This is a genomic window from Bradyrhizobium sp., assembly GCF_016219575.1.
GTDB lineage: Bacteria > Pseudomonadota > Alphaproteobacteria > Rhizobiales > Xanthobacteraceae > Bradyrhizobium.
The window spans coordinates 1-24,820 of sequence record NZ_JACRMG010000009.1 but is presented as its reverse complement, the minus strand read 5'-3'; the positions used below and the strand labels follow the sequence as shown (position 1 = coordinate 24,820).

Annotated in this window: 18 protein-coding genes; 5 read left to right on the top strand and 13 right to left on the bottom strand. The window is 65.1% G+C overall.

Going from position 1 to position 24,820, the window contains the following annotated elements; all coding sequences use genetic code 11:
- Positions 1 to 26: 26 nt before the first annotated feature.
- Complete coding sequence (locus HZB49_RS05225; protein ID WP_291609447.1) at positions 27 to 650, top strand: DUF2147 domain-containing protein; 624 nt, start codon at positions 27 to 29, stop codon at positions 648 to 650.
- Here HZB49_RS05225 and HZB49_RS05220 read toward each other — a convergent pair.
- A complete protein-coding gene (locus HZB49_RS05220) occupies positions 640 to 3,228 on the bottom strand; it encodes an MMPL family transporter (RefSeq protein WP_291609446.1) in 2,589 nt (862 codons plus the stop codon). The genes HZB49_RS05225 and HZB49_RS05220 overlap by 11 nt on opposite strands.
- Positions 3,229 to 3,658: 430 nt before the next feature.
- Between HZB49_RS05220 and ispH the strand changes: the two genes are divergently transcribed.
- On the top strand, positions 3,659 to 4,585 hold the full coding sequence (gene ispH / locus HZB49_RS05215; RefSeq protein WP_291609445.1) for a 4-hydroxy-3-methylbut-2-enyl diphosphate reductase: 927 nt from the start codon (positions 3,659 to 3,661) through the stop codon (positions 4,583 to 4,585).
- 41 nt (positions 4,586 to 4,626) lie between these two features.
- A complete protein-coding gene (gene hpnH, locus HZB49_RS05210; protein WP_291609444.1) occupies positions 4,627 to 5,799 on the top strand; it encodes an adenosyl-hopene transferase HpnH in 1,173 nt (390 codons plus the stop codon).
- A 76-nt stretch (positions 5,800 to 5,875) separates the two neighbouring features.
- On the opposite strand, the gene HZB49_RS05205 is transcribed toward hpnH, so the two are convergent.
- From HZB49_RS05205 to HZB49_RS05180, 6 genes are all read right to left on the bottom strand, one after another.
- Positions 5,876 to 6,616 (bottom strand): phosphorylase, encoded by a 741-nt coding sequence (locus HZB49_RS05205; RefSeq protein ID WP_291611091.1) that lies wholly within the window; start codon positions 6,614 to 6,616, stop codon positions 5,876 to 5,878.
- A gap of 26 nt (positions 6,617 to 6,642) precedes the next feature.
- Positions 6,643 to 8,604: a squalene--hopene cyclase gene (gene shc, locus HZB49_RS05200; RefSeq protein WP_291611089.1), complete on the bottom strand. Its 1,962-nt coding sequence runs from the start codon at positions 8,602 to 8,604 to the stop codon at positions 6,643 to 6,645.
- 63 nt (positions 8,605 to 8,667) lie between these two features.
- A complete protein-coding gene (gene hpnE, locus HZB49_RS05195; RefSeq protein ID WP_291609443.1) occupies positions 8,668 to 9,921 on the bottom strand; it encodes a hydroxysqualene dehydroxylase HpnE in 1,254 nt (417 codons plus the stop codon).
- Complete coding sequence (gene hpnD, locus HZB49_RS05190; protein ID WP_291609442.1) at positions 9,921 to 10,757, bottom strand: presqualene diphosphate synthase HpnD; 837 nt, start codon at positions 10,755 to 10,757, stop codon at positions 9,921 to 9,923. Before hpnD ends, hpnE begins: the two co-directional genes overlap by 1 nt.
- Positions 10,754 to 11,632, bottom strand: coding sequence for a squalene synthase HpnC (hpnC, locus tag HZB49_RS05185; RefSeq protein ID WP_291609441.1), 879 nt, complete (start codon positions 11,630 to 11,632; stop codon positions 10,754 to 10,756). Before hpnC ends, hpnD begins: the two co-directional genes overlap by 4 nt.
- 177 nt (positions 11,633 to 11,809) lie before the next feature.
- Entirely contained in the window at positions 11,810 to 12,055 is a 246-nt protein-coding gene (locus HZB49_RS05180) for a hypothetical protein (RefSeq protein WP_291609440.1), read from the bottom strand.
- Between the two features lie 372 nt (positions 12,056 to 12,427).
- On the opposite strand from HZB49_RS05180, the gene HZB49_RS05175 reads away from it, so the two are divergent.
- Entirely contained in the window at positions 12,428 to 12,931 is a 504-nt protein-coding gene (locus HZB49_RS05175; RefSeq protein ID WP_291609439.1) for a hypothetical protein, read from the top strand.
- Between the two features lie 24 nt (positions 12,932 to 12,955).
- On the opposite strand, the gene HZB49_RS05170 is transcribed toward HZB49_RS05175, so the two are convergent.
- From HZB49_RS05170 to HZB49_RS05155, 4 genes are all read right to left on the bottom strand, one after another.
- Entirely contained in the window at positions 12,956 to 15,331 is a 2,376-nt protein-coding gene (locus HZB49_RS05170; protein WP_291609438.1) for an MMPL family transporter, read from the bottom strand.
- Positions 15,332 to 15,549: 218 nt separating this feature from the next.
- The gene (eutC, locus tag HZB49_RS05165; protein ID WP_291609437.1) at positions 15,550 to 16,287 is read right to left on the bottom strand and encodes an ethanolamine ammonia-lyase subunit EutC; all 738 of its coding nucleotides are present in this window, start codon (positions 16,285 to 16,287) and stop codon (positions 15,550 to 15,552) included.
- A gap of 31 nt (positions 16,288 to 16,318) precedes the next feature.
- Complete coding sequence (locus HZB49_RS05160) at positions 16,319 to 17,914, bottom strand: B12-binding domain-containing radical SAM protein (RefSeq protein ID WP_291609436.1); 1,596 nt, start codon at positions 17,912 to 17,914, stop codon at positions 16,319 to 16,321.
- Between the two features lie 151 nt (positions 17,915 to 18,065).
- Positions 18,066 to 19,448, bottom strand: a complete 1,383-nt coding sequence (locus HZB49_RS05155; RefSeq protein ID WP_291609435.1) for an ethanolamine ammonia-lyase subunit EutB — start codon at positions 19,446 to 19,448, stop codon at positions 18,066 to 18,068.
- Positions 19,449 to 19,811: 363 nt separating this feature from the next.
- On the opposite strand from HZB49_RS05155, the gene HZB49_RS05150 reads away from it, so the two are divergent.
- Positions 19,812 to 21,518, top strand: coding sequence for a methyl-accepting chemotaxis protein (locus tag HZB49_RS05150; protein WP_291609434.1), 1,707 nt, complete (start codon positions 19,812 to 19,814; stop codon positions 21,516 to 21,518).
- Between the two features lie 237 nt (positions 21,519 to 21,755).
- On the opposite strand, the gene HZB49_RS05145 is transcribed toward HZB49_RS05150, so the two are convergent.
- On the bottom strand, positions 21,756 to 23,456 hold the full coding sequence (locus HZB49_RS05145; RefSeq protein WP_291609433.1) for a methyl-accepting chemotaxis protein: 1,701 nt from the start codon (positions 23,454 to 23,456) through the stop codon (positions 21,756 to 21,758).
- Positions 23,457 to 23,511: 55 nt separating this feature from the next.
- The gene (locus HZB49_RS05140; RefSeq protein WP_291611087.1) at positions 23,512 to 23,937 is read right to left on the bottom strand and encodes a cache domain-containing protein; all 426 of its coding nucleotides are present in this window, start codon (positions 23,935 to 23,937) and stop codon (positions 23,512 to 23,514) included.
- Positions 23,938 to 24,820 lie beyond the last annotated feature (883 nt).

Sequence of the window (24,820 nt, the reverse complement as noted above, 5' to 3'; positions counted from 1 at the left end):
CAGCCACATAAGCATAGGTTCGGACCATGTTGCACTGCCCAAGATCGCTCGCGCGCACAATAGCCCAAGCAGGATTAATTCTCGCGACAGGCACATGCTCGGCCCTCGCGGCCGACCCCACCGGCGACTGGCGGGTCGCCGACGGCGTCGCCAACATTCGCGTCGCCCAGTGCAACGGCAACATGTGGGGCGTGGTGTCCTGGGAGAAGACCCCGGGCGGGCGCGACTCGAACAATCCCGATCCGGCCCGGCAGAACCGGCCGACGCTCGGCATGCCGATCCTGCTTGCCATGAAGAAGAAGCCGGGCGTCGATGCCTGGGAAGGCCAAGTCTACAACGCCAAGGACGGCCAGACCTACTCTTCAACCATCAAGCCGGTCGGCACCGACCAGCTCGAGATTCAGGGCTGCGTGCTCGGCTTTCTCTGCGGCGGCGAGACCTGGGCACGCGTCGGTCCGCCGATCCCCTCGAGCCCCGCCAACAGCATGGCCAAGGGTACGAAGGCCTCGCCTGCACAGCCGCAAGCCGCGGCCCCCGCCCCGAAAACCACCGGCTCGACTGCGCCGGCACAAAAGCAGGCGGCCGTACAGCCAAAGGACAGCGTCGGCGACATCTGCCTGCTCGCCGACGTGGCGGGGTCTACTCGCTGATATCGCGCGGCTTGCCCATCAGCGCAGGCTGGAACAACAGCACCGCCGCGAGCGTGGTCACGAGCGATAGCGCAAGCAGCTTGCCCATGCTCGCGGTGCCGGGATGGCTGGAAAGCCACAGGCTGCCGAACGCAGTGGCCGTGGTCAGCGCACTGAAGAAGATCGCGCGCGTCAGCGACGTCTGCAGCAGGTTGGTCCTGCCCGAGCGCCACGCCACCACATAGTAGATCTTGAAGGCGACGCCGATGCCGAGCAGCAGCGGCAGCGCGACGATATTGGCGAAGTTGAGCGGCAGGCCGATCAGCACGCAGATTTCCAGCGTTACCGCGCCGGCCACCAGCAGCGGCACCAGCGTCATCAGCACGTCGGTGAAGCGGCGCAAGGTGATCCAGAGCAGCACGCTGATCACCACCAGCGACCAGATGCCGGCGTGGATGAACGCCTTCACGATGGTGTCGCCGGATTTCAGGATCGACACCGGGCCGCCGATCGCGGTCGGCTCGGCCGCCAGCACCGCATCGGCGAACCTGCGCAGATTGTCATTGTCGTTGGGGTCGCCCTTCGGCAGCGCCTCGACGCGGATCAGGCCGTCCTTGGCCTTCCAGGCGTCCACCAGCTCGTGCGGCAGGTCCTTCAGCGTGACCGGCTGCGCCGACAACAGGCTCTTAAGCCCGTCCAGCGTCGTCTTTAGCGGTTCGACAAATATGTTCTGTGCCTTGTCGCGCGTCGCCTGATCGGCGTCGGCGAGCTTTTGCAGGGCGTCCGCCAGGCGGCGCGAGGCGACCGCGCCCGGTCCCTTGCCGTCGCCCGCGGTCTTGCGGAGCGCATCGACCGAGCTCTTCAGCGACTCCACGTTTTCCTGATCCGACGGCGCAGCATCGACCGAATCCGGGTTGAGCACCGGCATCAGGACTTTTGCCGCCTTCTCGATCAGCTTGAGCTTTGCCGGCTGGTCCGCCGGCACGAAGCTGTCGAGCGAGCGCACGCTGGCGACTTCCGGCAGCTTCTCGAGCTTGGCCTCGATCTTCTTGGCGTCGGCTTCCGAATGGGTCAGCACGTTGACGGCGTTGGCGCCGGTGTTGGGATCCTTGCGCAAATCGAGGAAGGTGCCGATCGACTCGACATGGGGATTGCGCAGGTTGATCGGGTTGAAGTCGAACTTCATGAAGTAGAGCAGCGGCAGGCCGGCGACCGCGACCAGCAGCGTGCCGACGATGATCGGCACGCGATAGTCTTCCAGGAACTTGTCGACCGGCGCGAGGAAGGCATAGCCGACCGGATCGTCTTCGCCGGGCGGGTTGAGCAGCTTCAGCAGCGCCGGCAGCGCGGTGATGCTGGAGATGAAGGCGACCAGCATGCCGGCGCCGGCGATCTTGCCGAGTTCGGCAATGCCCCGGTAGTCGGTCGGCAGGAAGCAGAGGAAGCCGGCAGCGGTCGCCATCGCCGCCAGCGACAGCGGCACCGCGGAACGCCGCGCGCCTTCCGCCAGCGCCTCGGCCAGATCGTCGTTCTTGAAGCGCTCGGAGCGGTAGCGCACGCTGAACTGGATGCCGAAATCAACGCCGAGGCCGACGAACAGCACCGCGAACGCGATCGACAGCAGGTTCAGCGATCCCACCAGCCACAGGCCGACGGCGGTGGTGACGGCGAGCCCGATGAACAGGTTCACGAAAACGGCGAAGATGATCTTCGTCGAATGCAGCGCCAGCCACAGGATCACCAGCACGATGAGAACCGTGCCGATCCCGTTGATGATGGCGCCCTCCTGGACCGTCGAATATTCCTCGTTGGCGATCGGGATCGGCCCGGTCAGGCGGACGCGGGCGTGATAGTCCTCGGCGAATTTCAGCTCGGAGGCGGCTTTGCGGATCGCGTCGGTGGCGTTCTTGCCCGGCTCCAGTGCTTCATAGTCGATGATCGGCTTGACCTCGATGAAGGAACGCTTGTCGGCGTCGGTGAGCGGCTTCGGACTCACCAGCTCGCGCCAGGAGAACGCCGGATTGTCCTTGGCCAGGACCTTCTCGACCGTCTCCGAAATGTAGGTGAAGGGCCGCGCCGCATTGTCGAGATTGGCCTGACCGCGCTTGACGCCGGCCAGTCCCGTCTCCAGCGCGCCGGTGAGGCCGCGGATCGAGGGATCGCCCGCCATGATCTCGATCAGCGGCGCGGATGCCTCCATCTGGCCCGTCGTCCTGGCAACGTCCTCGGTCGGCAGGAACAAGAGGCCGTTCCTGGCGAAGAACTCGCCGGAACCGAGCGGCTGCACCGCCTCTAAATTCCGGGTGTCGGCCTTGAGCTTTTCGGCCAGCGCATTGGCGGCGGAGCCGGCGAGTTCCGGCGTCGGCGCCTCGACCACGGCGAGGATCAGTTTTTCGCGATCGAAGGCGCGCTCGAACTGGATGTCGCGCTTGCGCCAGTCGAGATCGGGCGAGATCAGCGTGTTGATGTCGGTGTTGATGGCAAAATGCCGGGCCGCATAGATGCTCGACGCCACCGAGAGCAGGAGCGAGAGAGCAAGGACCAAGGGAGCGAAGCGCGTGCAAGCCTTTACAATCGAGACAACGGTATTGGTCAGCACATCGTTTCTTTCTGATCTCAGGAGGCCTGCCGGAAACGCCCGCTATCTAGCGGAGTTCCATCGACCGGCCTATTGCTTGTTTTGGTTACTTCCGCGCGGGAACGTCAGCGTGGTTGCGAAACAGACCCAAATCGCATCGAGCGAGTTGATATAGCTCACCCCTCCCGGCGTAAAAGTGACGATCCGGAGAGGATGGAGCTAATCTGGCTTTACTATTATACCTCCAATTTCCATTCCAGCTGCGACCATTTCGCAATCCGCCTTTCCCCGAGCCGTATTTTTTGACACAAAGCCGTGTGCTTCCATGCGCTTGGAACCAGGGATTGGGCGCGGGAACCGTATGGTGCGGATATTGCAGCCGATAACTGCAAGGTCCGCCCGCATGGAGGCTTCAAGATGGATGTGGTGCAATTTGCGTAACGGCAGTTCGATGCAGGTGTATCTTGCGCAGCCCCGCGGCTTTTGCGCCGGTGTCGTGCGCGCCATCGAGATCGTAGAACGCGCACTCGAAAAATACGGCCCGCCGGTCTATGTCCGGCACGAGATCGTGCACAACAAATACGTGGTCGAGAGCCTCAAGAACAAGGGCGCGATCTTCGTCGAGGATCTGTCCGAAGTTCCGCCGCTCGCGGTGACCGTATTTTCCGCCCATGGCGTGGCCCGCAGCGTCGAGGAAGAAGCCGCCGCCCGCAACCTGCCGGTGCTCAACGCCACCTGCCCGCTGGTCACGAAAGTTCACAATCAGGGCAAGCGCTACGTGTCCAAGGGGCGCTCGCTGATCCTGATCGGCCACGCCGGCCATCCCGAGGTCGAGGGCACCATGGGCCAGGTCCCGGGGCCCGTGCTGCTGGTCCAGAACGTCGACGAGGTCGCCGCGCTCACCCTGCCGAAGGATACCCCGGTCGCCTACATCACCCAGACCACCCTCAGCGTGGACGACACCAGGGACATCATCGCCGCCCTTCACGCACGCTTTACAGACATTCAAGGCCCGGATACCCGGGATATCTGCTATGCGACACAGAACCGCCAATCCGCGGTAAGGGACCTGAGCAAGCTCGTCGACGTTATCCTGGTGGTGGGCGCCGCCAACAGTTCCAACTCCAACCGTCTGCGCGAGATCGGCACCGAGGTCGGCGTTCCGAGCTACCTGATTGCCGACGGCAGCGAGCTCAACGCGGAGTGGCTGAAGGACGCCAAAGCTGTCGGCATCACCGCCGGCGCCTCGGCGCCCGAGGTGCTGGTGGACGACGTGATCGAGGCCTTGCGGCGCATCGGGCCGGTGACGGTGTCGGTGCTGCCCGGGCGGGAAGAGAATATCGAGTTCCGGCTTCCGGCCGAACTGACTGCGGGCTGATTCAACTCTGACGACTTAAGTGCAAGAAAGAACGCTTCGAAATGGCAATACCCTTCTTCAAGGAAATGCGTATCGGCGGTTATTTGCTCAAGCAGAAGCTGCTTGGCCGCAAGCGCTATCCCCTCGTGCTGATGCTGGAGCCGCTGTTCCGCTGCAACCTCGCCTGCGTCGGCTGCGGCAAGATCGATTATCCCGACGCCATCCTCAACCGCCGCATGACGGCGCAGGAGTGCTGGGATGCGGCCGAGGAATGCGGCGCACCGATGGTGGCGATCCCCGGCGGCGAGCCGCTGATCCACAAGGAGATCGGCGAGATCGTGCGCGGCCTCGTCGCACGCAAGAAGTTCGTCTCGCTCTGCACCAATGCGCTGCTGCTGGAGAAGAAGCTCGACCTGTTCGAGCCCTCGCCCTATCTGTTCTTCTCGGTGCATCTCGACGGCCTGAAGGACCATCACGACAAGGCGGTGTCGCAGAAGGGCGTGTTCGACCGCGCGGTGTCCGCCATCAAGGCGGCGAAGGATCGCGGCTTCACGGTCAACGTCAACGCCACCATCTTCGATGGCCATCCGGCGGAAGAGATCGCGAAATTCCTCGACCTCACCACCGAGCTCGGCGTCGGCGTGTCGATGTCGCCGGGCTACGCCTATGAGCGCGCGCCCGACCAAGAACACTTCCTCAACCGCACCAAGACCAAGAAGCTGTTCCGCGACGTCTTCGCGCTCGGCAAGGGCAAGAAGTGGAATTTCATGCACTCCAGCCTGTTCCTCGATTTCCTCGCCGGCAACCAGGAGTACGAGTGCACGCCGTGGGGCATGCCGGCGCGCAATATCTTCGGCTGGCAGAAGCCCTGCTATCTGCTCGGCGAAGGCTACGCCAAGACCTTCAAGGAGCTGATGGAAACCACCGACTGGGATTCCTACGGCACCGGCAAGTACGAAAAGTGCGCCAACTGCATGGCGCATTGCGGCTACGAGCCGACCGCTGCGACCGCCGCATTCAACAACCCGCTCAAGGCGGCCTGGGTGGCGCTGCGCGGCATCAAGACCGAAGGCCCCATGGCGCCGGAGATCGATCTCTCCAGGCAGCGCCCGGCACAGTACGTGTTCGCCGAGCAGGTCGAGAAGAGGCTCTCGGAGATCCGCCACGACGAGGCGCTCGCCGCCCGGCAGAAGGCCGACAAGCTCGCCCAGCAGAAGGCCTCCACAGCTGCCTGATCGCCGCGGTATCCCGTCAGAAACCAAAAAGGCCCGGGCGCTGCCCGGGCCTTTTTCGTCGACATCAGGGAAGCGCTCAGGCGTGACCCGCGACGAGGCTTTCGCCGCCCATCAGGAAGCCGCGGCAGCCGCGCAACGAGCGCAGCGCGCGGTTGAAGTCGATGCCGGTGGAGACCAGCGCGCTGAGCGTCTTGGGATTTCGCACCACGCCGCGCACGATGGTGCGCACGCAGATATCGCCATTGGGCTTGATCGCGTTCTGCGCCAGCTCGGGCAGCGCGCGGTGGGCGGGATCGCTGATCACGCGCAGCGCCGCGAAGGGAATGCCTGCGCTCGCGGCGTAGGCGGCGGCGATGTGGCTTTCCATGTCGACGGCGGCCGCGCCCGTCTCGGAGTGCAGCGCGGCCTTGCAGGAGCTTGCCGCAACGACCCGCTCGACGCCGGCGAGCCCGCCGCGCACCACGCGGCGACGGCGGCGCGTCACGCGGCTGCGCTTGAGCGTGGCGCTCGCGATCATCTCTTCGTTCAGCGCCATGTCGGCGAGGAATTTGGTATCGCCGGCCATGACTTCGGTCGCCACCACCACATCGCCGGTCTTCAATGAGGGGTCGAGGCCGCCGGCCACGCCAAAGCTGACGACGCCGCGGAAAGTGGAGGAATCGAGCGTTGCCAGCAGCGCACGAAGCTGTTGCGGATCGCTCGAACTGCAGATGACGATCATGCCGGGCCCGGCCGCGATGCGGGCCTCCTGCACCAATCCCGTCACGATCAACACCGGCCGCGGATCAATCGAACCTTCCCCAATCGACTGACGCACGGTCACGGCGGCCCCCGCCTCCAAACTCACATCCCGACCCCTACCATCCTGCTGTTGGTGCTGCTCAAGTTCCGGTACCGCGCCAATGCCCAGAGCGGGAAGAACTTCGAGTAGCCGTGATATCGCAAATAAAACACGCGCGGAAAACCCGTTGCCGTGTAGCGCTGCTCATCCCACAGGCCTTTTTCCGTCTGTGTGCTTTTTAGGTACTCCACCCCTTTCACGACGGCCGGATGCTCCACTGCGCCGGCCGCCATCAACCCAAGCAAGGCCCATGCCGTTTGCGACGACGTGGAGGGCGCCTGCTCATATCCCCTGTAGTCGAGCCGGTAGCTGACGGCATCTTCCCCCCAGCCGCCGTCCCGATTCTGGATCGAGACTAGCCAATCCACCGCCTTCCGGACCATGGGATCGTGATGGTCTACCCCTGCGACATTTAGCGCGCAGAGCACCGACCAGGTGCCGTAGACGTAGTTCAGGCCCCAGCGGCCGTACCACGAGCCCTCCGGCAGCTGGGTGCGGCGCAGATAGTCAATCCCGTCGGCGACCGCCTTGCTGCTCCGGGCGGTCTCGCCAAGCTGGGCCAGCATCGAAACGCAGCGCGCCGTGACGTCCTCGGTCGGGGGATCGAGCAGCGCGCCGTGGTCGGAGAACGGGATATTGTTCAAATAATATTCGAGATTGTTCACGTCGAAGGCAGCCCAGCCGCCGTCGCGGCTCTGCATGCCCTCGATCCATTCGCGGCCGCGGGCGATCGCGGTGTCATACTCGTTGCTGCCGGCGTTGCGCTGGGCGCGGTCCATCGCCATGACCACCACGGCGGTGTCGTCGAGGTCCGGATAGTGCGCGTTGTTGTACTGGAATGCCCAGCCGCCGGGCCGCGTATCGGGGGCCTTCGCGGCCCAGTCGCCCTTGAGGTCCAGCACCTGGCGCGGCTGCAGCCAGTCGAGGCCCTGTTTGGCCCTCGCCGTCGCCTCTTCGCCGCCGGCCTCCTGCAGCGCGTGGCAGGTCAGCGCGGTGTCCCACACCGGCGACACACAGGGCTGGCAGTAGGCCTCGTGCTCGCCGATCACCAGCAGCTTCTCGATGCCCCGGCGCGTAATCGCGCGCGGCGGAAAATTCTCATCCTTGCCGAGCGCCTCGTACATCATCACGACGTTGGCCATCGGCGGATAGATCGCGCCCAGGCCGTCTTCGCCGTTGAGCCGCTCCTCGGTGAAGGCGAGCGCGCTCTCGACCGCGCGGGCGCGCAAACCCTTCGGAAACAGCGGCTCGATCGCGCGCAGGATCTTGTCGAGCGAGCGGAACAGCAGGAACCAGCCCCAGCTCTGGTGCGGCGCCTTCGACGTCATGCCGACGCTCTTCGGATCCTGCAGGAACAGTTCGTCGATGCCGACCCCCTTCGGATTTTTCGCGCGCGGCTTCAGCGCCGCCAGCACCATCAGCGGCACGATGGTGGTGCGGGCCCAGTAGGAGATCTTGTTGAGGTGGAACGGCGACCACGTCGGCAGCAGCATGATCTCGATCGGCAGCACCGGCACCGCGCGCCAGGTCACGACGCCATAGAAGGCGAGCAGGAAGCGGGTGAACACGTTGACGTTAGCGGCGCCCCCGCGCGAGCGGATCGCCTCGCGCGCCCGCGCCATGTGCGGCGCGTCCACGGAATCGCCGATCATCTTCAGCGCGAAATAGGCCTTCACGCTCGCGCTCATGTCGAACGGGCCGTCGTGCACCAGCGGCCAGCCGCCATGGGCGCCCTGGATGCGCCGCAGATAGTTGGCGATCTTGGCTTCGAGTACCGCGTCGACCGGCTCGGCGAGATAGTGCCGCAGCAGCACATATTCGGACGGGATGGTGGCATCCGCTTCCAGCTCGAACACCCAGTGGCCGTCGGCCTGGCGACAGCCGAGCAGCGCCTCGGTGGCCGAAGCGATGCTCTTTTCCAGCGCGGCGGGATCGACGGTGGCGGTGGGGTTTCCGGAATGCATATTCACTGACTTGCCCTGTGTTCGCGCTCCGGTGCGAATTGCGCACCGCGCGCGGATTGAGGATCAGGCGTTTGCCTTTCCGAGGACCAGATCGGCGGCGCGATCGCCCGACCGCACCGATCCCTCGATGGTCGCAGGCAATCCCGTAGCAGTCCAGTCGCCGGCAAGGAACAGGTTTTTGAATGCCGTCACCGGCCCCGGCCGCAGCGCATTCTGTTCCGGCGTGGCCTCAAATGTGGCGCGGCGCTCGCGTACGATCTGCCAGGGCGGCAATTCGCCGGAAACGCCGCCGGCCTTGCAGACATCCCGCCAGATCGCCTGCGCCAGCTCCTCGCGCGGCATGTCGACCAGCCGGTCGCCATTGCTGATAGTGACGGAGAGCCGCTGCGGGAAGGCGAACAGCCATTCCACGAGCCCCCCGACCACGCCGAGAATGGGCGCAGCGTCCCGCGGCGGATCGAAGCGGAAATGCGCGTTCACGATGGCGCGGAACCTGGTCGGCGTCTTCAGGCCCGGCAGCAGCGCAGAAGCGGGCCGCGGCGGCACTGCGAGAATGACGGCGTCGTCGGGGCCGATGGCGATCCTGTCGTCGCCGAAGTTCAGTTCGTTGACGCGATCGCCCGAGGTCTCAAGCGCGCGCAACTCGTGGCTGAGGCGCACGCTGGCGCCGCGGCCCTCGAGCAGCTTGACGGCGGGATCGACCAGCACGGCGCTGAGCCCGTCGCGCGCGATCAATGGACGGCAGGCCTGGCCGCCCGCCAGCAGCGTCTCCCGCACGATGGCCCCGGCAAGGCCGGCCGAGCCCTCCGGCGGATCGCAATTGAGCGCGGCCAGCAACAGCGGCTGCACCAGCCGCTCATACAGCGTGCCGTCGCAGGGAATGGCGTTGCCGACCAGCGTGTCCGCGCCGGCCCAGATGATCGGCGCAAGCTTCAGATAGTCGAACAGCCCGGTATCGGGGACGCGGCGCGACTCGTCGAACACCCAGGTGGGCCAGCGGCTGTCGCCGAGGTCGAGCTGCCAGCGCTGGCCGGTGGAAACATCCACGAATGGAAACTGCGCGCGCGCCGGCCCCACCAGCCCCGCCTCGGTGCCGATGGTGCGCGCATAGTCGAGGGCGTGACGATTGCCCGACAGCAGCAGGTGATTGCCGTTGTCGATGGTGAGATTGGTGACGGCGTCGAAATAGGAGCGGCAGCGGCCGCCGGCCTGCTGCGTCGCTTCGTGGACGTGCACGGGCACGCCGGCATTGCTCAGCCGCACGGCCGCGGAAAGGCCGGAAATCCCGGCGCCGATGATGTGGACGGTTTTGGGCATCAGATGAAAGCGTAACGGAAGAGGATGGCGAGCTTCGTGAGTTTTGTCACACGCACCGGTTCGCGCGGGGCGGCGAAACCCCGCGCCAGCAGCAGGTCGAGGATGGCGCGGTAGTATTTCGACATTATGCGGGGCGCGCGCACCGTGCGGCGCGGGCAGCGCGCCATGATCTCGTCGGCCTTGGCGAAATGCATGGCCGCGCGCTGCGCCAGCGGCGCGCATACTTTCGGCAGCGCCTTGTCGGCGGTGACTTTCGCGGGATCGTCGCCGGTGATCCCGGCATGCAGCAGGCCTTCGCGCGGCAGATAGAGCCGGCCGAGGCCGGCATCCTCGTCGAGGTCGCGCAGGATGTTGGTGAGCTGCAACGCGCGGCCGAGATGATGGGCGAGCGCGACGCCGTCCTCCTCCCCCATGCCGAACACCCGCACCGACAGCCGCCCGACGGCGCTGGCGACGCGGTCGCAATAGAGATCGAGGGTCGCCATGTCGGGCGCGCGGATGTCGGCCGGCACGTCCATTTCCATGCCGTCGACGATAGCGAGGAAATCCTCGCGCTTCAGGCCGAAGGCCTTCACCGAGGCGACATAGTCCTTCAGCCGCGCCGGCGGCTGACCGCGATAGAGCGCATCGATGTCGTCGCGCCATTGCTGGAGCGCGGCGAGGCGCTCCGCGCGCGGACCGTCGGAATCGGCGATGTCGTCGACCTGGCGGCAGAAACTGTAGATCCGGAACATCGCCTCGCGCTGCGCCGGCGGCAGGATGCGCATCGCCGCGTAGAACGAACTGCCGGAGGCGGTCGAACCGTAGTTCGCGTTGTCGGCCGTCTGCACGCTCATGCGCCGGCCGCCGTCTTCGATTGCGGTCCGCGGCCGGTCGCGCGCCGCGCGATTTCGCCGGCCATCCCGCCAAAACTGTAGGCGAGCAGTTCGAGCGGCGACAGATGCACGCGCTCGCTCAGGGGGTCGCGCACCCTGAGCATCGCCACGATCTTGTCGGCGAACGCCTGGATGACGGAGACCTCGAGCCCGAGCCGGAAATCCCTGACCTGCGGCGCGAGCGCCCTGCCTTCATCGAGCAGCGCCTCCGTCTTCACGGCCAGGGCGTGCAGGCATTGCAGCATCTGCGGCGACGATTTCCGGGCGCCAAGCTCCTCGACGGAAGCGCCGCTCGCGGCCAGCGCGTCACGCGGCAGGTACACGCGGTTGAGCTCGCGAAAATCCTTGCCGCAATCCTGCAGGTGGTTGTTGACCTGCAGGCCCGCGCAAAGCGCATCGGAAGCCGGCCAGGTCGAGGTGCTCTCGCCATGGACGTCGAGCACGAAGCGGCCGACCGGCATCGCCGAATAGCGGCAATAGTGGATCACCTCATCCCAGTTCTCGTAACGCAGCTTGGTCACGTCCATGCGGAAGGCGGTGAGCAGGTCGAGCGCATGGCGCGGCGGCATGCCGCGTTCGGCGAGCGCGTTGCGCAGCCGCACGGCCTCCGCCTGCGTGTCGCCCTTGCCGAGCAGTTCCGCTTCCAGAACGTCGAGATAGCGCAGCTTCTCGTCCGCCGGCAGTTGCGAATGATCGGCAATGTCGTCGGCGGTGCGGACGAAATTGTAGAAGGCGAGAATCGGCGCCCGGTGCCGCGGATGGATGATCCACGAGGCGACCGGAAAATTCTCGTCACGGTGCGTCTTGCCCGACCTGAGGTCGCCAGCGCTGCTCATCGAATTACATCGTCACCGGTTTTGCGCCCGGGGGCGCTTGCGGAACTCGCGCCCCCATATAGGGGAATATGCAGGCAAAACCAATGCTTTCGCAGGCTGCAAAGCGGATGCAGCCGACGTTTCGCAGGGGGCCGGCGGCAAGGTTTCCGCCCGGCCGCCGACCCGCGGAAACGGCGCTTACTGGCCGTGGTTCTTCAGCACCTGGTTGCAGGCGGCCGAAATCTGCGGGCGGTTCTGCTGAAGGCAGGCAAGGATCACGAAGTCGCCCTGGTTGATGACGCTGCGGCAGTGGCGCTGGACGTCGCGGTTACAGGCCGCCTGCTCTTCCGCCGTGCCGCTGCGCTGCGGCTGCACCGCCTGCTGCTGGGCGAAGGCGGCGGACGTGGACGACAGGAAGGCGAGGGCCAGAACAAACTTGCGCATGTGATCCTTCATTCGACGGCAGAAATCCGCGGCCCCCGAATGACGCTTCGGTGGTCGGCATGATTCGTGAGTGGCAGAGGCCGCGTATCGCAGCGGCGCCTCCAGCACAAGCATGGCAAATGCGGCTAAATTAACGGCAAGCGTTCACTGTTTGTAACCGCTTGAAATATGGCTCATATTTACCAGTTAGCCGTGTTGAAAAATGGCGGTTGCAGGACAACCGCCGGGACCGCTACATGATGCACGCCGGAACCCCGCCCGAAGCGGGCAGTTCACCGCGATTTGAACCTCGCCTGTCGCGGTGACACTAAGTCTTCGATGTGGCGAGACGCCTCTCGTTCGGAAGCGTCTATTGAGATGGGAAAACTCACCATGAACTTGTTTGCTTCCAGCCTGTTCGGTCGGGCTCTCACGGCGGCCGGCGTCGGCGCTGCGCTGTTGCTGTCGGTCTCGGCGGGCAACACCCAGGCGGGCGGCCCCTTTGCCGGCTTTGACGGTTCATGGTCGGGTACCGGCACGGTCGCGCTGTCCAACGGCACCACCGAGCGCATCCGTTGCAAGGCCGACTACAAGGTCAACTCCACCGGGATGGGCCTGAAGCAGGCGCTACACTGCGCGAGCGACAGCTACAAGTTCGATCTCATCAGCGACGTCACCAGCCAGGGCGACCGCATCTCCGGCAGCTGGAGCGAGAAGAGCCGCAACATCTTCGGCAACCTGCAGGGCACCGCCGGCAATGGCGCCATCGACGTCTTCGTCGAGGCCTCCGGTTTCGCCGCCACGCTGAACCTGCGCACCAACGGCACCAAGCAGGTCGTGCAGATCGAATCCAAGGGCGAGATCCGCGGCGTCAACATCACGATGACGAAGGGCTGAGGCAGCCCTTCGAGCTGCGAGGCATCACTCCGCGGGCTTCGGCTGGCCGGCCGACCCGCGGATTTTTTGCGCCAGGTTGATCAGCCACATCGACGTCGGCCGCAGGATGAAGAGGTCGGCGACGAGGGCTGCCACCATCGAGAATGCGCTGAGCCAGCCGAACAGGCGCAGCGACGGCAGGTCGGAGAACACGGTCACGATCAGGCCGCAGGCCAGCACCACCGTGGTCAGGATCAGCGCCGGTCCCACCAGCACGGTAGCGCGCTCCACCGCCAGCTCCGACGAGACGCCGGGCTTGCTCTCCAGACGCAGGCGGTTGAGGAAGTGGATGGTCGCCGACAGGCCGAGGCCGAACGACACCGTCAGCGCCACCACGCTGGCGAATTGCAGCCCCTCCCCGAGCAGCCACAGCACCGTGCCCGACAGCACCACCGGGAAGATGCCCGGCAGGATGCAGGAGAACATCACGACGACCGAACGGAAGGCGAGACCGATGAAGACCGCCACCAGGATGAATTCGATCGTCAGGCCGTGGTTGAGCTTCTCGATCATGTTGGCGCTGTTGCGCGCCGCGATCGCCGACAGGCCGGTCACCGCGATCTCGAAGCCGGGATGCGCCTTGCGCACCTTGTCGAGCGCGCGATCGAGCTTTTCCACCACCGGCAGGATCTGGCTCGAATCGTGATCCGGCACGCGGCCGGACACCACCACCGCATCCTGCTCGGCCGAGATGAAGCGGCGCACCAGGTGTTCGGGGATCACGCTGACATACTGCTTCAGCGTCTCGACGTCGGTGGTGCCGGCCTTCTCCGCCAGCCAGCGGCGCAGCGTTTCCAGCGACCAGACGTTACCGACGCCCGCCGCGCCCTCCACCGTGGAGTGCACCTGGGCGATCACGTTCAGCGTCTCCGGCGCGTAGAGGTCGGCGCCCTTGGGGAATTCGATCAGCACATCGATCGGATTGGCGCCGGTGAGCTTGGCGTCGAGCCTCCCGCTCGCCTCCACCGCCTGCCGCTTGTCCGGCACCTGGTCGGCGAGGCGATAGCGCGGCTCGAGGCTGGCATAGATGACGCCGAGGCCGCCGACCACGATCAGCGCGATCAGGCTGTACAGCCCGGGGCGGTTCACCATGCGCACCGCGATCCAGTAGCAGAAATTGCGCAGCATCTGCACGCCGGCATCCGCGCCCTGGAATTTCACGGCAAAGATCTTTTCGTTGCGCACCAGCAGCACGCCGAACACCGGCACCAGGCTGAGCACCGCGATCAGCGCGATGATGGTGGCGGCCAGCCCCGCCTCGCCGAACTTGCGGATCAGGTCGGAATCGGAGAACTGCAGCGCGATGAAGGAAATGCCCGCGGTGCCGTGGGTGAGCACGCAGGCGGGTCCCACGACCAGCACGGCATTCTTGAAGGCCGTGTACTTGTCCTGCCCCGCGATCAGCCGGTCGCGCGCCGCGAAGGTTAGCTGCATCGAGTCGGAAAAGCTGATCACCATGATGAGGGGCGTCATCACGTTGAGGAACATGTTGAGATTGAAGTTGGCCCAGCCGAGGCCGCCGAGCGCGAGCAGGATCGCGATCATCGGCGGGAACGCCGCCGCCACCATGAAGGATATCTTGCGGAAGAAGATGATTGCGATGATGCAGCCGGCGAGGATGCCGAGGATGTTGTAGGTGAGCCCGTCGCGCTCGACCGCGTTGCGGATCTCGAGCTGCATCACGGGAACGCCGGAGAGCTGCGCATTGAGTCCGCTGCCGGCGAGGTCGTCGGCCATGATCTTCCTGATCTCGCCGACCACCTGCTTGAGCTTGTTGGAGGAGACGATCGCCGGCTCCAGCGACATCACCACCAGCGCCAGCGTGCCGTCTTCCGACAACAGCTTGCCGCGGATGATCTCGTTGGCCTTCACCGTCTCGATGAACTTGTCGTAAGCGGGGCCTTCCGGCAGATCCGGCGGGAACAGCGCCGCCGGCAGCCTGCCCTTTTCCGGCGCCTGCCGCGCCGAGAACAGCGACACCAGCCCGCGCACGCCCTCGACGAGCTGCATGTCCGTGACCAGGTCGCGGACCTTCTCGAGGTTTTCGCGCGCCAGCAGCGTCTTGCCCTCGACCACGACCAGCACGTCGAACTCGGTCGCCGGGAAGCGCTTGGTCACCGCCTCATATTGCTTGTAGTCCTTGGAGTCCGAGCGGAACAGCTGGCTCAAGGAGTCGTCGATCTTGATGCGATAGACGCCGAACACGGCGGCGACCATCAGCACGAAGAGCACGATGAGAGACAGCACCGGCGCCTTGACTGCGATCAGCCCCATCCGTTCCAGTCCGAAGGCGATGCTCGAAGTCGGCCGCGTCTCTGCGACGTCGACATGAACTTCGCTTTCGCTGTACTTATCGAGCATGACCTGTCCAGTCCTCACATCGCCTGACGATGTCGCTTGAGCTTTCGGGCAACGCACAAAGCGGCTCTGTCGGCCTCTTGAGAATGGCGTTAACCCTTGAAAAAATACGGCAAATTCGGCGGACCTCATGTAGCAGGTCCGGGACCTGAATCGCAAGGTTAGGTGGCTTGGCAAGGCCGCGGGCCCACATCAAATGGGTCCGTTAAGTGTCTGATTTGTCACACCGGTTTTGCAAGGCGCGCGGCCATCGCCTCGCTGCTCTCATCCTTGAGCGCAACGCCGCTGATACCTCGGGCGAGCGACTCGCGGATCAGCCACGCAATCTTGAACGCGGCCTCCGCGGAACTCAGCCCGGAACCGTGAATGTTGGAGACGCAATTGCGCTCCGCATCGCTGCGCCCGACCCGGGGATCGTGGGTCAGATAGGCGCCGAGGCTATCGGGCGCCGACAGGCCCGGCCGCTCGCCGATCAGGACGGCCACCATCCGGCTCTTGAGGATTTCGCCGATCTCGTCGCCGAGCGCGACGCGCGCGCCCGAGGCAATCACGACATGCCCGGCCGCGATGCCCGCCTCCGACAGCAGCGGCAGCAGTTGGCCGGTGACGCCGGCGGCGTGGAGATTGACCGCGGCCGGCGACAGGCCGTCGGCGATGACGAGGACGAGGCCGCATGCGCCCTCAGCCCTGCCGGCCAGCGCCCGCCGGGAATCGGCGTCCAGCATGCGGCCAAGATCGGGCCGGCGCAGATAATCGCGCCGCACCGGCGCGCGGCTCGACACCTGCAGGGGATCGAGGCCGAGGGCATGGAGCGACGCGATCAGGCCGGCCGTATCGAAGGCGGCATGCACGGCGTCGCGGGCGCGGGCATGGTCGAGCGTGAAGTCGAGCAGCGCCTCGGTCGGCAGCCCCGCGCCGGTCCGGCCGAGCCCGACGCGCGCCGGCGTCAGCGCGCGCAAATCGCCGAGCGGCCGCGGCGTGGTTTTCGGCTCACTCGGCAGGGACGGCGGCCTCGCGCAGCCGGATCGAGTAGTTCGAGGCGTTCTGCCGGCCGCTGGTCGCCGCGCGCGCGAACTCGATCAGGTGGTGGGCGATCAGCGTCGAGCCGATCAGGCCCTCGATATCGCCCTTGCGCAACCGGCCGAGCGCGAACTTCCAGAACACGCGCTTGTAGTCGCCGAGCACGCCGACCTTCCAGAAGATGTTGCGCAGCATGATCAGCGCGCGGCGGATGTTGGGCCAGGTCTTCAACTCGTCGGCGACCGGCACCTTGAGGCGCTGGTTGTAGGTGTATTCGCACTGGTAGAGGTAGCGCTCGAACAGCCTGGCCGGCTCATAGGCGATCGCCATCGCGCGCTTCCAGTTGCTGATCACCTCGTCATAGGGCATCAGGAAGTCGACGTTGGAATCGCGGCCCTCGGCGACCTCGTCATTGATCAGCCTGCCTTCCTTCTCGAGGCGGTCCCACAGCGGCGTCTTCGGCAGCGCCTGCAGCAGGTTGATGGTCAACAGCGGAATGCGGGACTGCTCGACGAAGTCGAGCAGCGCGTCGGCGGTTCCGGGCTTGTCGGTGTCGAGCCCCATGATGATGCCGGAGACCACCTCCATGCCGTAGGAATTGATGGTCTGTATGCCCTCGAGGATCGGGACCATCATGTTGTGGTCCTTGTGCATCGCCTTCAGCGCGTCCGGATCCGGCGTCTCGATGCCGCAGAACACGGTGACGAACATCGCCTCCTTCATCTTCTCCAGGATCTCCGGCCGCTTGGCGATGTTGAGCGTCGCCTCGCAGGCCAGCCGCGTGATGTAGCCGGTGCGCTTCTGCCACTCGACCAGATGCGGCAGCAGATCCATCGCCGCCTTGCGGTTGCCGATGAAATTGTCGTCGACGAAGTAGATGGTGTCGCTCATGCCGCATTCGCGCAGGCGGTCGAGCTCGGCGATGATCTGCTGCGGCGTCTTCAGGCGCGGGTTGCGGCCGTAGAGGCCCGGGATGTCGCAGAACTCGCACTGGTAGGGACATCCGCTGGAATACTGGATGCTGCCGAGCAGGTATTTCCGCGTGTCGGCGAGCTCATAGGCGGGGATCGGGAACTCGCTCATCGCGAGGCGATCCTTCGTCGTCAGCACCACCTGCCGCTCCGGGCGCGAGCAGTCTGCCGACAGAATGCGGAACAGCTCGTCGGTAGCATCGCCGAGTTCGCCGACATGGAGGTAGTCGAAGGAGGGATAATAGTCCGGGCAGGCGCTGACGGACGGGCCGCCGAGCGCGACCGGCAGGTCGTGGGCATGGGCGCGGCGGCAGATGTCGTTCATCTGGGTGCGCTGGATGTGCATGCCGCTGACCAGCACCGCCTCGGCCCACTCGAAATCCTCTTTCGCAGCCGGCTGGAGGTTCTCGTCGACGAAGCGCACCGGCCAGTCGGCCGGAAGATATGCCGCGATCAGCAGCAATCCCTGCGGCGGCATGAAGCCCTTCACGCCATCGGTCAGCGGATAGGCGTGCTCGAACGTGCCAAAAGACGACGTGTAGCGGGGAAACACGCAGAGGATCCGCCGTACCGTCTGAAAGCCTTCTGCTCGCATCAAACTTCCTCAAGCATTCAAGTTACTTGCCCGGCAATGAGGAATTTAACCACGAGCTTGAGGGCTCGGCTACACATTCCTCTTGGGATTGCAGGCGACCCATAACGCTCTCACCGCCCGTTGGTTGCAAGAAACCTGCCTGGAACACCTCTCAAGCGATCAATTTCGCGGCAAAATCGGGGAGCTGCCCGGCATTGCCGGAAAGACGAAAATCGGTGCCGGAAAGTCCCATCCGCACCAGCCAGTCGTCGAACTCCGGCGCCCGCCCCAGGCCAAAGAGGTCGCGCAGGTAGAGCGCGTCATGAAACGAGGTCGACTGGTAGTTCAGCATGACGTCGTCGGCGCCGGGTACCCCCATGATGAAGGTGACGCCGGCCGCCGCCAGCAGGGTCAGCAGATTGTCCATGTCGTCCTGGTCGGCCTCGGCATGGTTGGTGTAGCAGACGTCGACGCCGAGCGGGGCGCCGAGCAGCTTGCCGCAGAAATGATCCTCGAGGCCGGCGCGGATGATTTCCTTGCCGTCATAGAGATATTCCGGGCCGATGAAGCCGACCACGCTGTTGACCAGCAGCGGATCGAAGACGCGGGCCACCGCATAGGCACGCGCCTCCAGGGTCTGCTGGTCGACGCCGTGATGCGCGTTGGCCGAGAGCGCCGAGCCCTGCCCGGTCTCGAAATACATCACGTTGCTGCCCACCGTGCCGCGCTTGAGCGACAGCCCGGCCTCGCGCGCCTCGCGCAGCAGCGCAAGCGTGACGCCGAAGCTGCGGTTGGCCGCCTCGGTGCCTGCAATGGACTGGAACACCAGATCGACGGGATAGCCCTGCCCGATCAGGGCCAGCGTGGTGGTGACATGGGTGAGCACGCAGCCCTGCGTCGGAATGTCGAAACGCACAATGATGTCGTCGAGCCGCCGCAGCAGCCCGCCGATCACGGCCGGGTCGTCACTGGCCGGATTGATGCCGATACAGGCGTCGCCCGAGCCGAGCAGCAACCCGTCGAGAATCGAGGCGGTGATGCCGCCGATGTCATCGAAGGGATGGTTGGGTTGCAGCCGCGTGCTCATCCTCCCCCTCAGCCCGATCGTGTTGCGGAAACGGGTCGTTACCTCGCACTTCTTCGCAACCTGAATCAGGTCCTGGTTGCGCATCAGCTTCGAGACGGCCGCGGCCATTTCCGGCATCAGCCCCGGCGCGAGCTGCGCCAGCACCTCGCCGGTCGCGGGGTCCGACAGCAGCCAGTCGCGGAAGGCCCCGACGGTCAGCGAGGCCACCGGCGCAAAGGCTTTGGCCTCATGGCCGTCGACGATCAGGCGCGTGACCTCGTCGTCCTCGTAGGGGATGACCGCTTCGTTGAGGAACTGTTTCAGCGGCAGGTCGGCCAGCGCCATCCGCGCGGCGATCGTCTCTTCCGCGCTGCCGGCGGCGATGCCGGCCAGCCGGTCGCCGGAGCGCGGCGGCGTTGCCTTCGCAAGCAGGTCGCGCAGGTCGTCGAAGACGTAGGAGGTGGCGTCGATCGCCTTGCGATAGGCCATGATGGCTCCGGACAGTGGCGCGCCGATGATAGCGCGAGCCCGCCATTTGCATATGACCGCCCCGCCACCGCCAAGACAGGCCCGGTACACGCGCTGGTATGCCAAAGGTATGCCAGATGCGCGCAATGGTCGCAGTATTCCTACCCAATTTCTTCTGCGCGAATGCCGAAACGATCCTCAAGCGTTTGATTTTGCTAGCAAATGAACGTCACAGTTGCAGTCACACAAAGCTCGCGCGTTAATAAAAAATCCATGAAAATTCACCACAGTTTTTGGACGCCCGACCCTGCCACAGTTTGCCTCGTTTGCGAGGATCGTAAGGGCGCGATTTGTGAATCCATTCCAACAAGTAAGTAGTCCGTCATGACCTCCAAACTCTCGCTCGCGGCCAAGCTCTATTCGATCTTCGGGCTGTTCGCCTTGCTGACCGCGGCCATCACCGCGCTGTCGGACTACAACACGCGCCGCAATACCGAGTTGACCGAGGCGGTATCGACCGCCAGTCGCGCGGCGCTGAACGTCGAGCGCATCAACTCGCTGGTCTATGCCGTGGTGATGGAATCCCGCGGCGTCTACATGTCGACCGATCCTGCGGTGGTGAAGAAATACGGCGAGGGCCTGCTTGCCTTCAACAAGCGCATCCTCGAGGTGACGACGAACTGGGAAAAGCTGGTGCAGGCCGACGACGCCGAGCAGTTCGCCACCTTCAAGAAGCGCGTCCAGCAGTTCGTCGAATTCCGCGCCGAACTGGTGCGCCGCGCCAACGAGATCAGCCCGGCCGCGGGCCGCGAATGGGGCGACAACGACGCCAACCGCCAGGTTCGCACTGCGCTCAACAAGGATCTCGAGGCGCTCTCCAGGGTCTATGCCGAGCGCAGCAGGAAGCTGGCGCAGACCACCGACGAAAATCACACGCTGGCCTGGATCCTGACCTGCCTCGGCGCCTTTGCGCTGCTCGTGGTCGTCATCGGCGTGCTCATCATCGCCCGCTCCATCGCACGCCCCCTTTCGGTCATCACCGACACCATCAAGCGCGTCGCCGACGGCGAGGACAATGTCGAGGTGCCGCACACCGCCCGCGGCGACGAGATCGGCTCGCTGGCCCGCGCCATCCAGATCTTCAAGGAATCGATGGAGCGCAACCGCAGGCTCAATTCGCAGGTGATTGAAGATTCGAAGGCGCGCGACGAGCGAACGCGGCATATCGAGGCCTCGGTCGAGGCGTTCCGCGACGCCATCGGCGGCGTGGTACGCACCGTCAATGACAGCGCCGCCGCGATGCGCGGCACGGCGCAAGGCATTGCCAGCGTGGCCTCTGACGCCAGCGGTCGCGCGGTCGCCGCGGCCGACGCCACCGAACAAGCCTCCACCAACGTCTCCGCCGTCGCTGGCGCTGCCGAAGAGCTTTCGGCCTCCGTCGAGGAGATCGGCCGCCAGGTGCGCCAATCGGCCTCCGCCGTGGAGCAGGCCGGCCAGCGCACCGACAAGTCCGTCGCCGAGATCGAGGGTCTTGCCGCCGCCACCCAGCGCATCGACGGCGTGGTCGCGCTGATCCAGACCATCGCCGCGCAGACCAACCTGCTCGCGCTCAACGCCACGATCGAGGCCGCGCGCGCCGGCGAAGCCGGCCGCGGTTTTGCCGTGGTGGCGCATGAGGTGAAGGCGCTGGCCGGCCAGACCGCCAAGGCCACCGCCGAGATCAGCGAGAACGTCGGCATGATCCAGACCTCGACGCGCAATTCGGTCGAGGCGGTGCGCGAGATCGGCAACGCCGTGCGCGAAATCAACGACGTCACCTCGATCATCGCCGACGCCATCGGCCAGCAGGATCTGGCGACCCGCGAAATCTCCCAGAACGCGCAGCTCGCCGCCCAGGGCAACCAGACGCTGGTGGACAATATCGGCTCGCTCAGCGACGCCATGGGCACGGCGTCTTCGGCGGCCGAATCCGTGCTCTCGGCTTCCAGCGAGCTCGCCGCTACCGCCGAGACGCTGTCGCGGGAGGTGGAGAAATTCTTCCAGAACCTGCGCGCCGACCCGCATCAGGGGATGCGCAAGACGGGAACCTGATCGCGCAGGAGCGAGATGGCGGCGCTTCGAACCGCCGTCATGCCCGGTACTGATGGCCTCAGCCTGACTTTTCGCCGAAAGCCGGACGCGGCCTTCGGGCCGGGATCGCGCCCTGAAGCGCGATGAGATCGAGATCAATCGGCATCGCGCTTTGGGTTATTGTTTGAGCATGATCCCCGCGCAAACGCTTCGCGTTTTTCGCAGGGAAATCCGCTTCACACTTTTCCGGATCAGGTTCTAGCCCGACCGGACGGTGGCCAGGAACTTGCCGACCTCGGCCTTGAGGCGCCTGTTTTCGTCGGACAATAGCTGCGCGGAGGCGAGAACCTGCGACGACGCAGTGCCGATCTCGCCAGCGCCGCGGTTGACGTCGGCAATGCTGGTGGCGACCTGCGTGGAGCCCAGTGCGGCCTGCTGCACGTTGCGGGCGATCTCCTGGGTCGCGGCCCCCTGCTCTTCGACGGCCGCCGCGATCGCCGCGGCGATTTCGGAAACCCTGCCGATGGTGCCGCTGATCTCCTTGATGGCCAGCACCGAATCCTGCGTTGCCGCCTGCATGCCGGCAATCTGGCTGGAGATTTCGCTGGTTGCCCTTGCGGTCTGCGTGGCGAGCGCCTTGACCTCCTGCGCGACCACCGCAAAGCCCCGCCCGGCGTCGCCGGCGCGAGCGGCCTCGATGGTCGCATTGAGCGCCAGCAGGTTGGTCTGCTCGGCAATCGTGGTGATCAGCCTGGTCACATCGCCGATGCGGCTGGCCGCCTCCGACAACTGGGTAATCCGCACGTCGGTCTGCTGCGCCTGAGCGACCGCTTCGTTGGCGATCCTGGTGGAATTGGCTACCTGCCTTCCGATCTCGTGGACGGAGCTGGCCATCTCCTCCGTCGCGGAGGCGACCGATTGCACGTTGGTGGAAGTCTCCTCCGAAGCGGCGGCGACGACGGTGGAGAGTTCCTGCGCCGCCTTGCTGCTGCCGGTCAGGACGGAGGCGGAATTTTCCAGTTCGGCCGAGGCCGAGCCGACGTTCTCGACGATATTGCCGACGGTGACCTCGAAACTGTCGGCCAGATTGTGAAGCTCGGCGCGGCGGGCGGCAGCCAGTTCGCGGCTCTTCTCCTCGCGCTCCGCAGTGTCGCGCTCGGCCTTGGCGACGGCCTGCACCTTGAATTCCTGGATCGCGTTGGCCATCCGGCCGACCTCGTCGCCGCGCTTCAGGCCGGGCAACTGAACCTCGAAGTTTCCCGCCGCCAGCTCGCGCATCGCGCGGGCCATCGCCACGACGGGGCGAGAGATGCCGCGACCGATCAGGAACGAAACGACGATGCCCGCAAGCGCAACGATCAGAAGCGCCACTGTCAACGACCATTGCTGCTGCTCGAGCTTGATCCCCGCCTGGGCGATGGCGCGGTCCTTGCTCTCGCTGCTGCGCGTGATCAGCTCGTCGGCGAGCTTTTCGATGACGGCAAAGTTGCGCTCCGCGCCCTTGATGAAGATCAGCGCCGATCCGGCGTCGCCGTCGGCCATCTCGATGGCATTCTTCGACTGCTTGAGATAGCCGGTGACCGCCGCCTTCAGCTTGTCGAAGGTTTCCGGGCTGAACTTGTCCTTGATGGCCTCGACGTCCTTCAGCGCGTCGGGGATCTTCGCGGCCGCTGCGGAAGCTTCCTTGGCGACTTCCGCGATCTTCTTTTCATCCTTTTCGTTGGCTGCAGTGGCGGCAAGACGGTACAGCTTGGCGTGCGCCGTCCATACCGTCGTGGTGAGCTCGCCCGCTACTTCCGACTGGCGGACCGGACCCGACATCAGCGCATCGACGGCGGCCTGGTTCGACCGCAACGTCTGCAACGCATAGGTGCCGAGCCCGATCAGGACCATGATCAGGAATGCAGGTGCGAGTTGGACCTTCCACGAAAGACCAACGTTCTTGATCCGACCGAGCATATCAACCCTTCGCTGCGGTGCGCGGCGCACGCCGCACGGTGTCGCCTGTTGGGTGTCAGAGCTTGTAGATGCCGGCGCAGACAGCCGTGTTGTCCAGCTTCTCGCAGTACATCTCCTTGGGCTCGACCTTCTTGCTCACGGGATTGACGAACTTGTAGTCCTGCCAGAATGACGGCTGCTTGACGGCGAGTTCGACGCGCTCCTTGACGTAGAGCTTGCCGTCGACATCCTGCGCGTCGATCAGATCCTTGCCGACGAACTTCTCGTTGGCGCCGTGGGCCAGCACCTTGCCGTCGAGCTGGTAGACCACGACATAGAGGTCGCGATCGTGGAACTTGGCGTTGGCCTTGTTGGTGATCTCCGGATACGCCTTGTCGGCGCCCTGCTCCTTGATGAAGGCAACGGCCGTTTTGACCATTGCCATGGCTTCGTCCTTGTTGGCCCCGCCACCGGCTTGGGCGGCGCCGCCAACCGCGAGCATGGCTGCCACAGCAAAAGCGAGTGTCCTTGTTGACGATTTCTTCACGATTGTCTCCCGGCTGAATAGGATGCGCGAGCACGCAGCTCCGCTACACGCCATGATGGCGCCAAATCAGCAAATCATCCGTTAAGATGCCGGTCGGGGGCCGCCCATGAGGCGGGCAACCTTCGCACTTGCACAAATGGCCCCTGGCGCACGAGCCAGCACCGGTCAGTGCAGGATCGAACCGCCGGTGCCGGCGCAACAGGCACATGGGGGTTCGGTTCGAGAAAGCTGAATCCGGAGCGATTTCAAGCCGGTCCGGGTTCACCCCGCCGCCGATTCGAAAAAATCGAATGAGACCTCTTGACTATTACGTAAATCAGAATTAGCTTTGCGTCCATCCCGAGCCCGCCAGAGGGGCGCTTCGCGGTCGTCACGAAACGTTGGGCACGGGATGCGATGGACGTGGCAGGCGCTCGGCACGCATTTCGCAGTGCCGGACGAAACGCTGGTCACGTACGGTGAAATCGTGTGGTCCTGGCGCCGCGACCCTGGCGTCTATCCCCGCCGGCCTGTGCTGGCGGGGCAACGGGGGCAAAACAGGCCGTTCCCCGGGGAGAGCGCGACATAAGCCGTAAAGCCATTGCGCGGGGAAGGCCGGGTTGTCCCGGCTGTACCTGTCAAACCCGTGTGCACTTCTCTCGCTACTTTCAGCACACGGTGATGCGGGTGCCGCCGGCACCCGGCCTTCCCTGCGCCCTCTACAACGAAGCTACGGGATCCCCAAAAGTGATTCCCCGGATTTTGCAAATATGATTCAAGGGCTTTCGACCTATTTGGCGGAGGCACAAGATGTCTTTCGGCGACATTCGGGTTGCGGAACGAGCTGATTGGCTGATCG

What these genes read in the sequence shown, in the direction of transcription:
- HZB49_RS05140 (WP_291611087.1), bottom strand. Translation starts at nt 23,937, where the DNA reads ATGCTCGCGGTTGGCGGCGCCGCCCAAGCCGGTGGCGGGGCCAACAAG.
- hpnH (WP_291609444.1), top strand. Translation starts at nt 4,627, where the DNA reads ATGGCAATACCCTTCTTCAAGGAAATGCGTATCGGCGGTTATTTGCTC.
- HZB49_RS05155 (WP_291609435.1), bottom strand. Translation starts at nt 19,448, where the DNA reads ATGGCCTATCGCAAGGCGATCGACGCCACCTCCTACGTCTTCGACGAC.
- hpnC (WP_291609441.1), bottom strand. Translation starts at nt 11,632, where the DNA reads ATGAGCAGCGCTGGCGACCTCAGGTCGGGCAAGACGCACCGTGACGAG.
- HZB49_RS05225 (WP_291609447.1), top strand. Translation starts at nt 27, where the DNA reads ATGTTGCACTGCCCAAGATCGCTCGCGCGCACAATAGCCCAAGCAGGA.
- HZB49_RS05150 (WP_291609434.1), top strand. Translation starts at nt 19,812, where the DNA reads ATGACCTCCAAACTCTCGCTCGCGGCCAAGCTCTATTCGATCTTCGGG.
- hpnD (WP_291609442.1), bottom strand. Translation starts at nt 10,757, where the DNA reads ATGAGCGTGCAGACGGCCGACAACGCGAACTACGGTTCGACCGCCTCC.
- hpnE (WP_291609443.1), bottom strand. Translation starts at nt 9,921, where the DNA reads ATGCCCAAAACCGTCCACATCATCGGCGCCGGGATTTCCGGCCTTTCC.
- shc (WP_291611089.1), bottom strand. Translation starts at nt 8,604, where the DNA reads ATGCATTCCGGAAACCCCACCGCCACCGTCGATCCCGCCGCGCTGGAA.
- HZB49_RS05160 (WP_291609436.1), bottom strand. Translation starts at nt 17,914, where the DNA reads ATGCGAGCAGAAGGCTTTCAGACGGTACGGCGGATCCTCTGCGTGTTT.
- HZB49_RS05180 (WP_291609440.1), bottom strand. Translation starts at nt 12,055, where the DNA reads ATGCGCAAGTTTGTTCTGGCCCTCGCCTTCCTGTCGTCCACGTCCGCC.
- HZB49_RS05170 (WP_291609438.1), bottom strand. Translation starts at nt 15,331, where the DNA reads ATGCTCGATAAGTACAGCGAAAGCGAAGTTCATGTCGACGTCGCAGAG.
- ispH (WP_291609445.1), top strand. Translation starts at nt 3,659, where the DNA reads ATGCAGGTGTATCTTGCGCAGCCCCGCGGCTTTTGCGCCGGTGTCGTG.
- HZB49_RS05145 (WP_291609433.1), bottom strand. Translation starts at nt 23,456, where the DNA reads ATGCTCGGTCGGATCAAGAACGTTGGTCTTTCGTGGAAGGTCCAACTC.
- HZB49_RS05175 (WP_291609439.1), top strand. Translation starts at nt 12,428, where the DNA reads ATGAACTTGTTTGCTTCCAGCCTGTTCGGTCGGGCTCTCACGGCGGCC.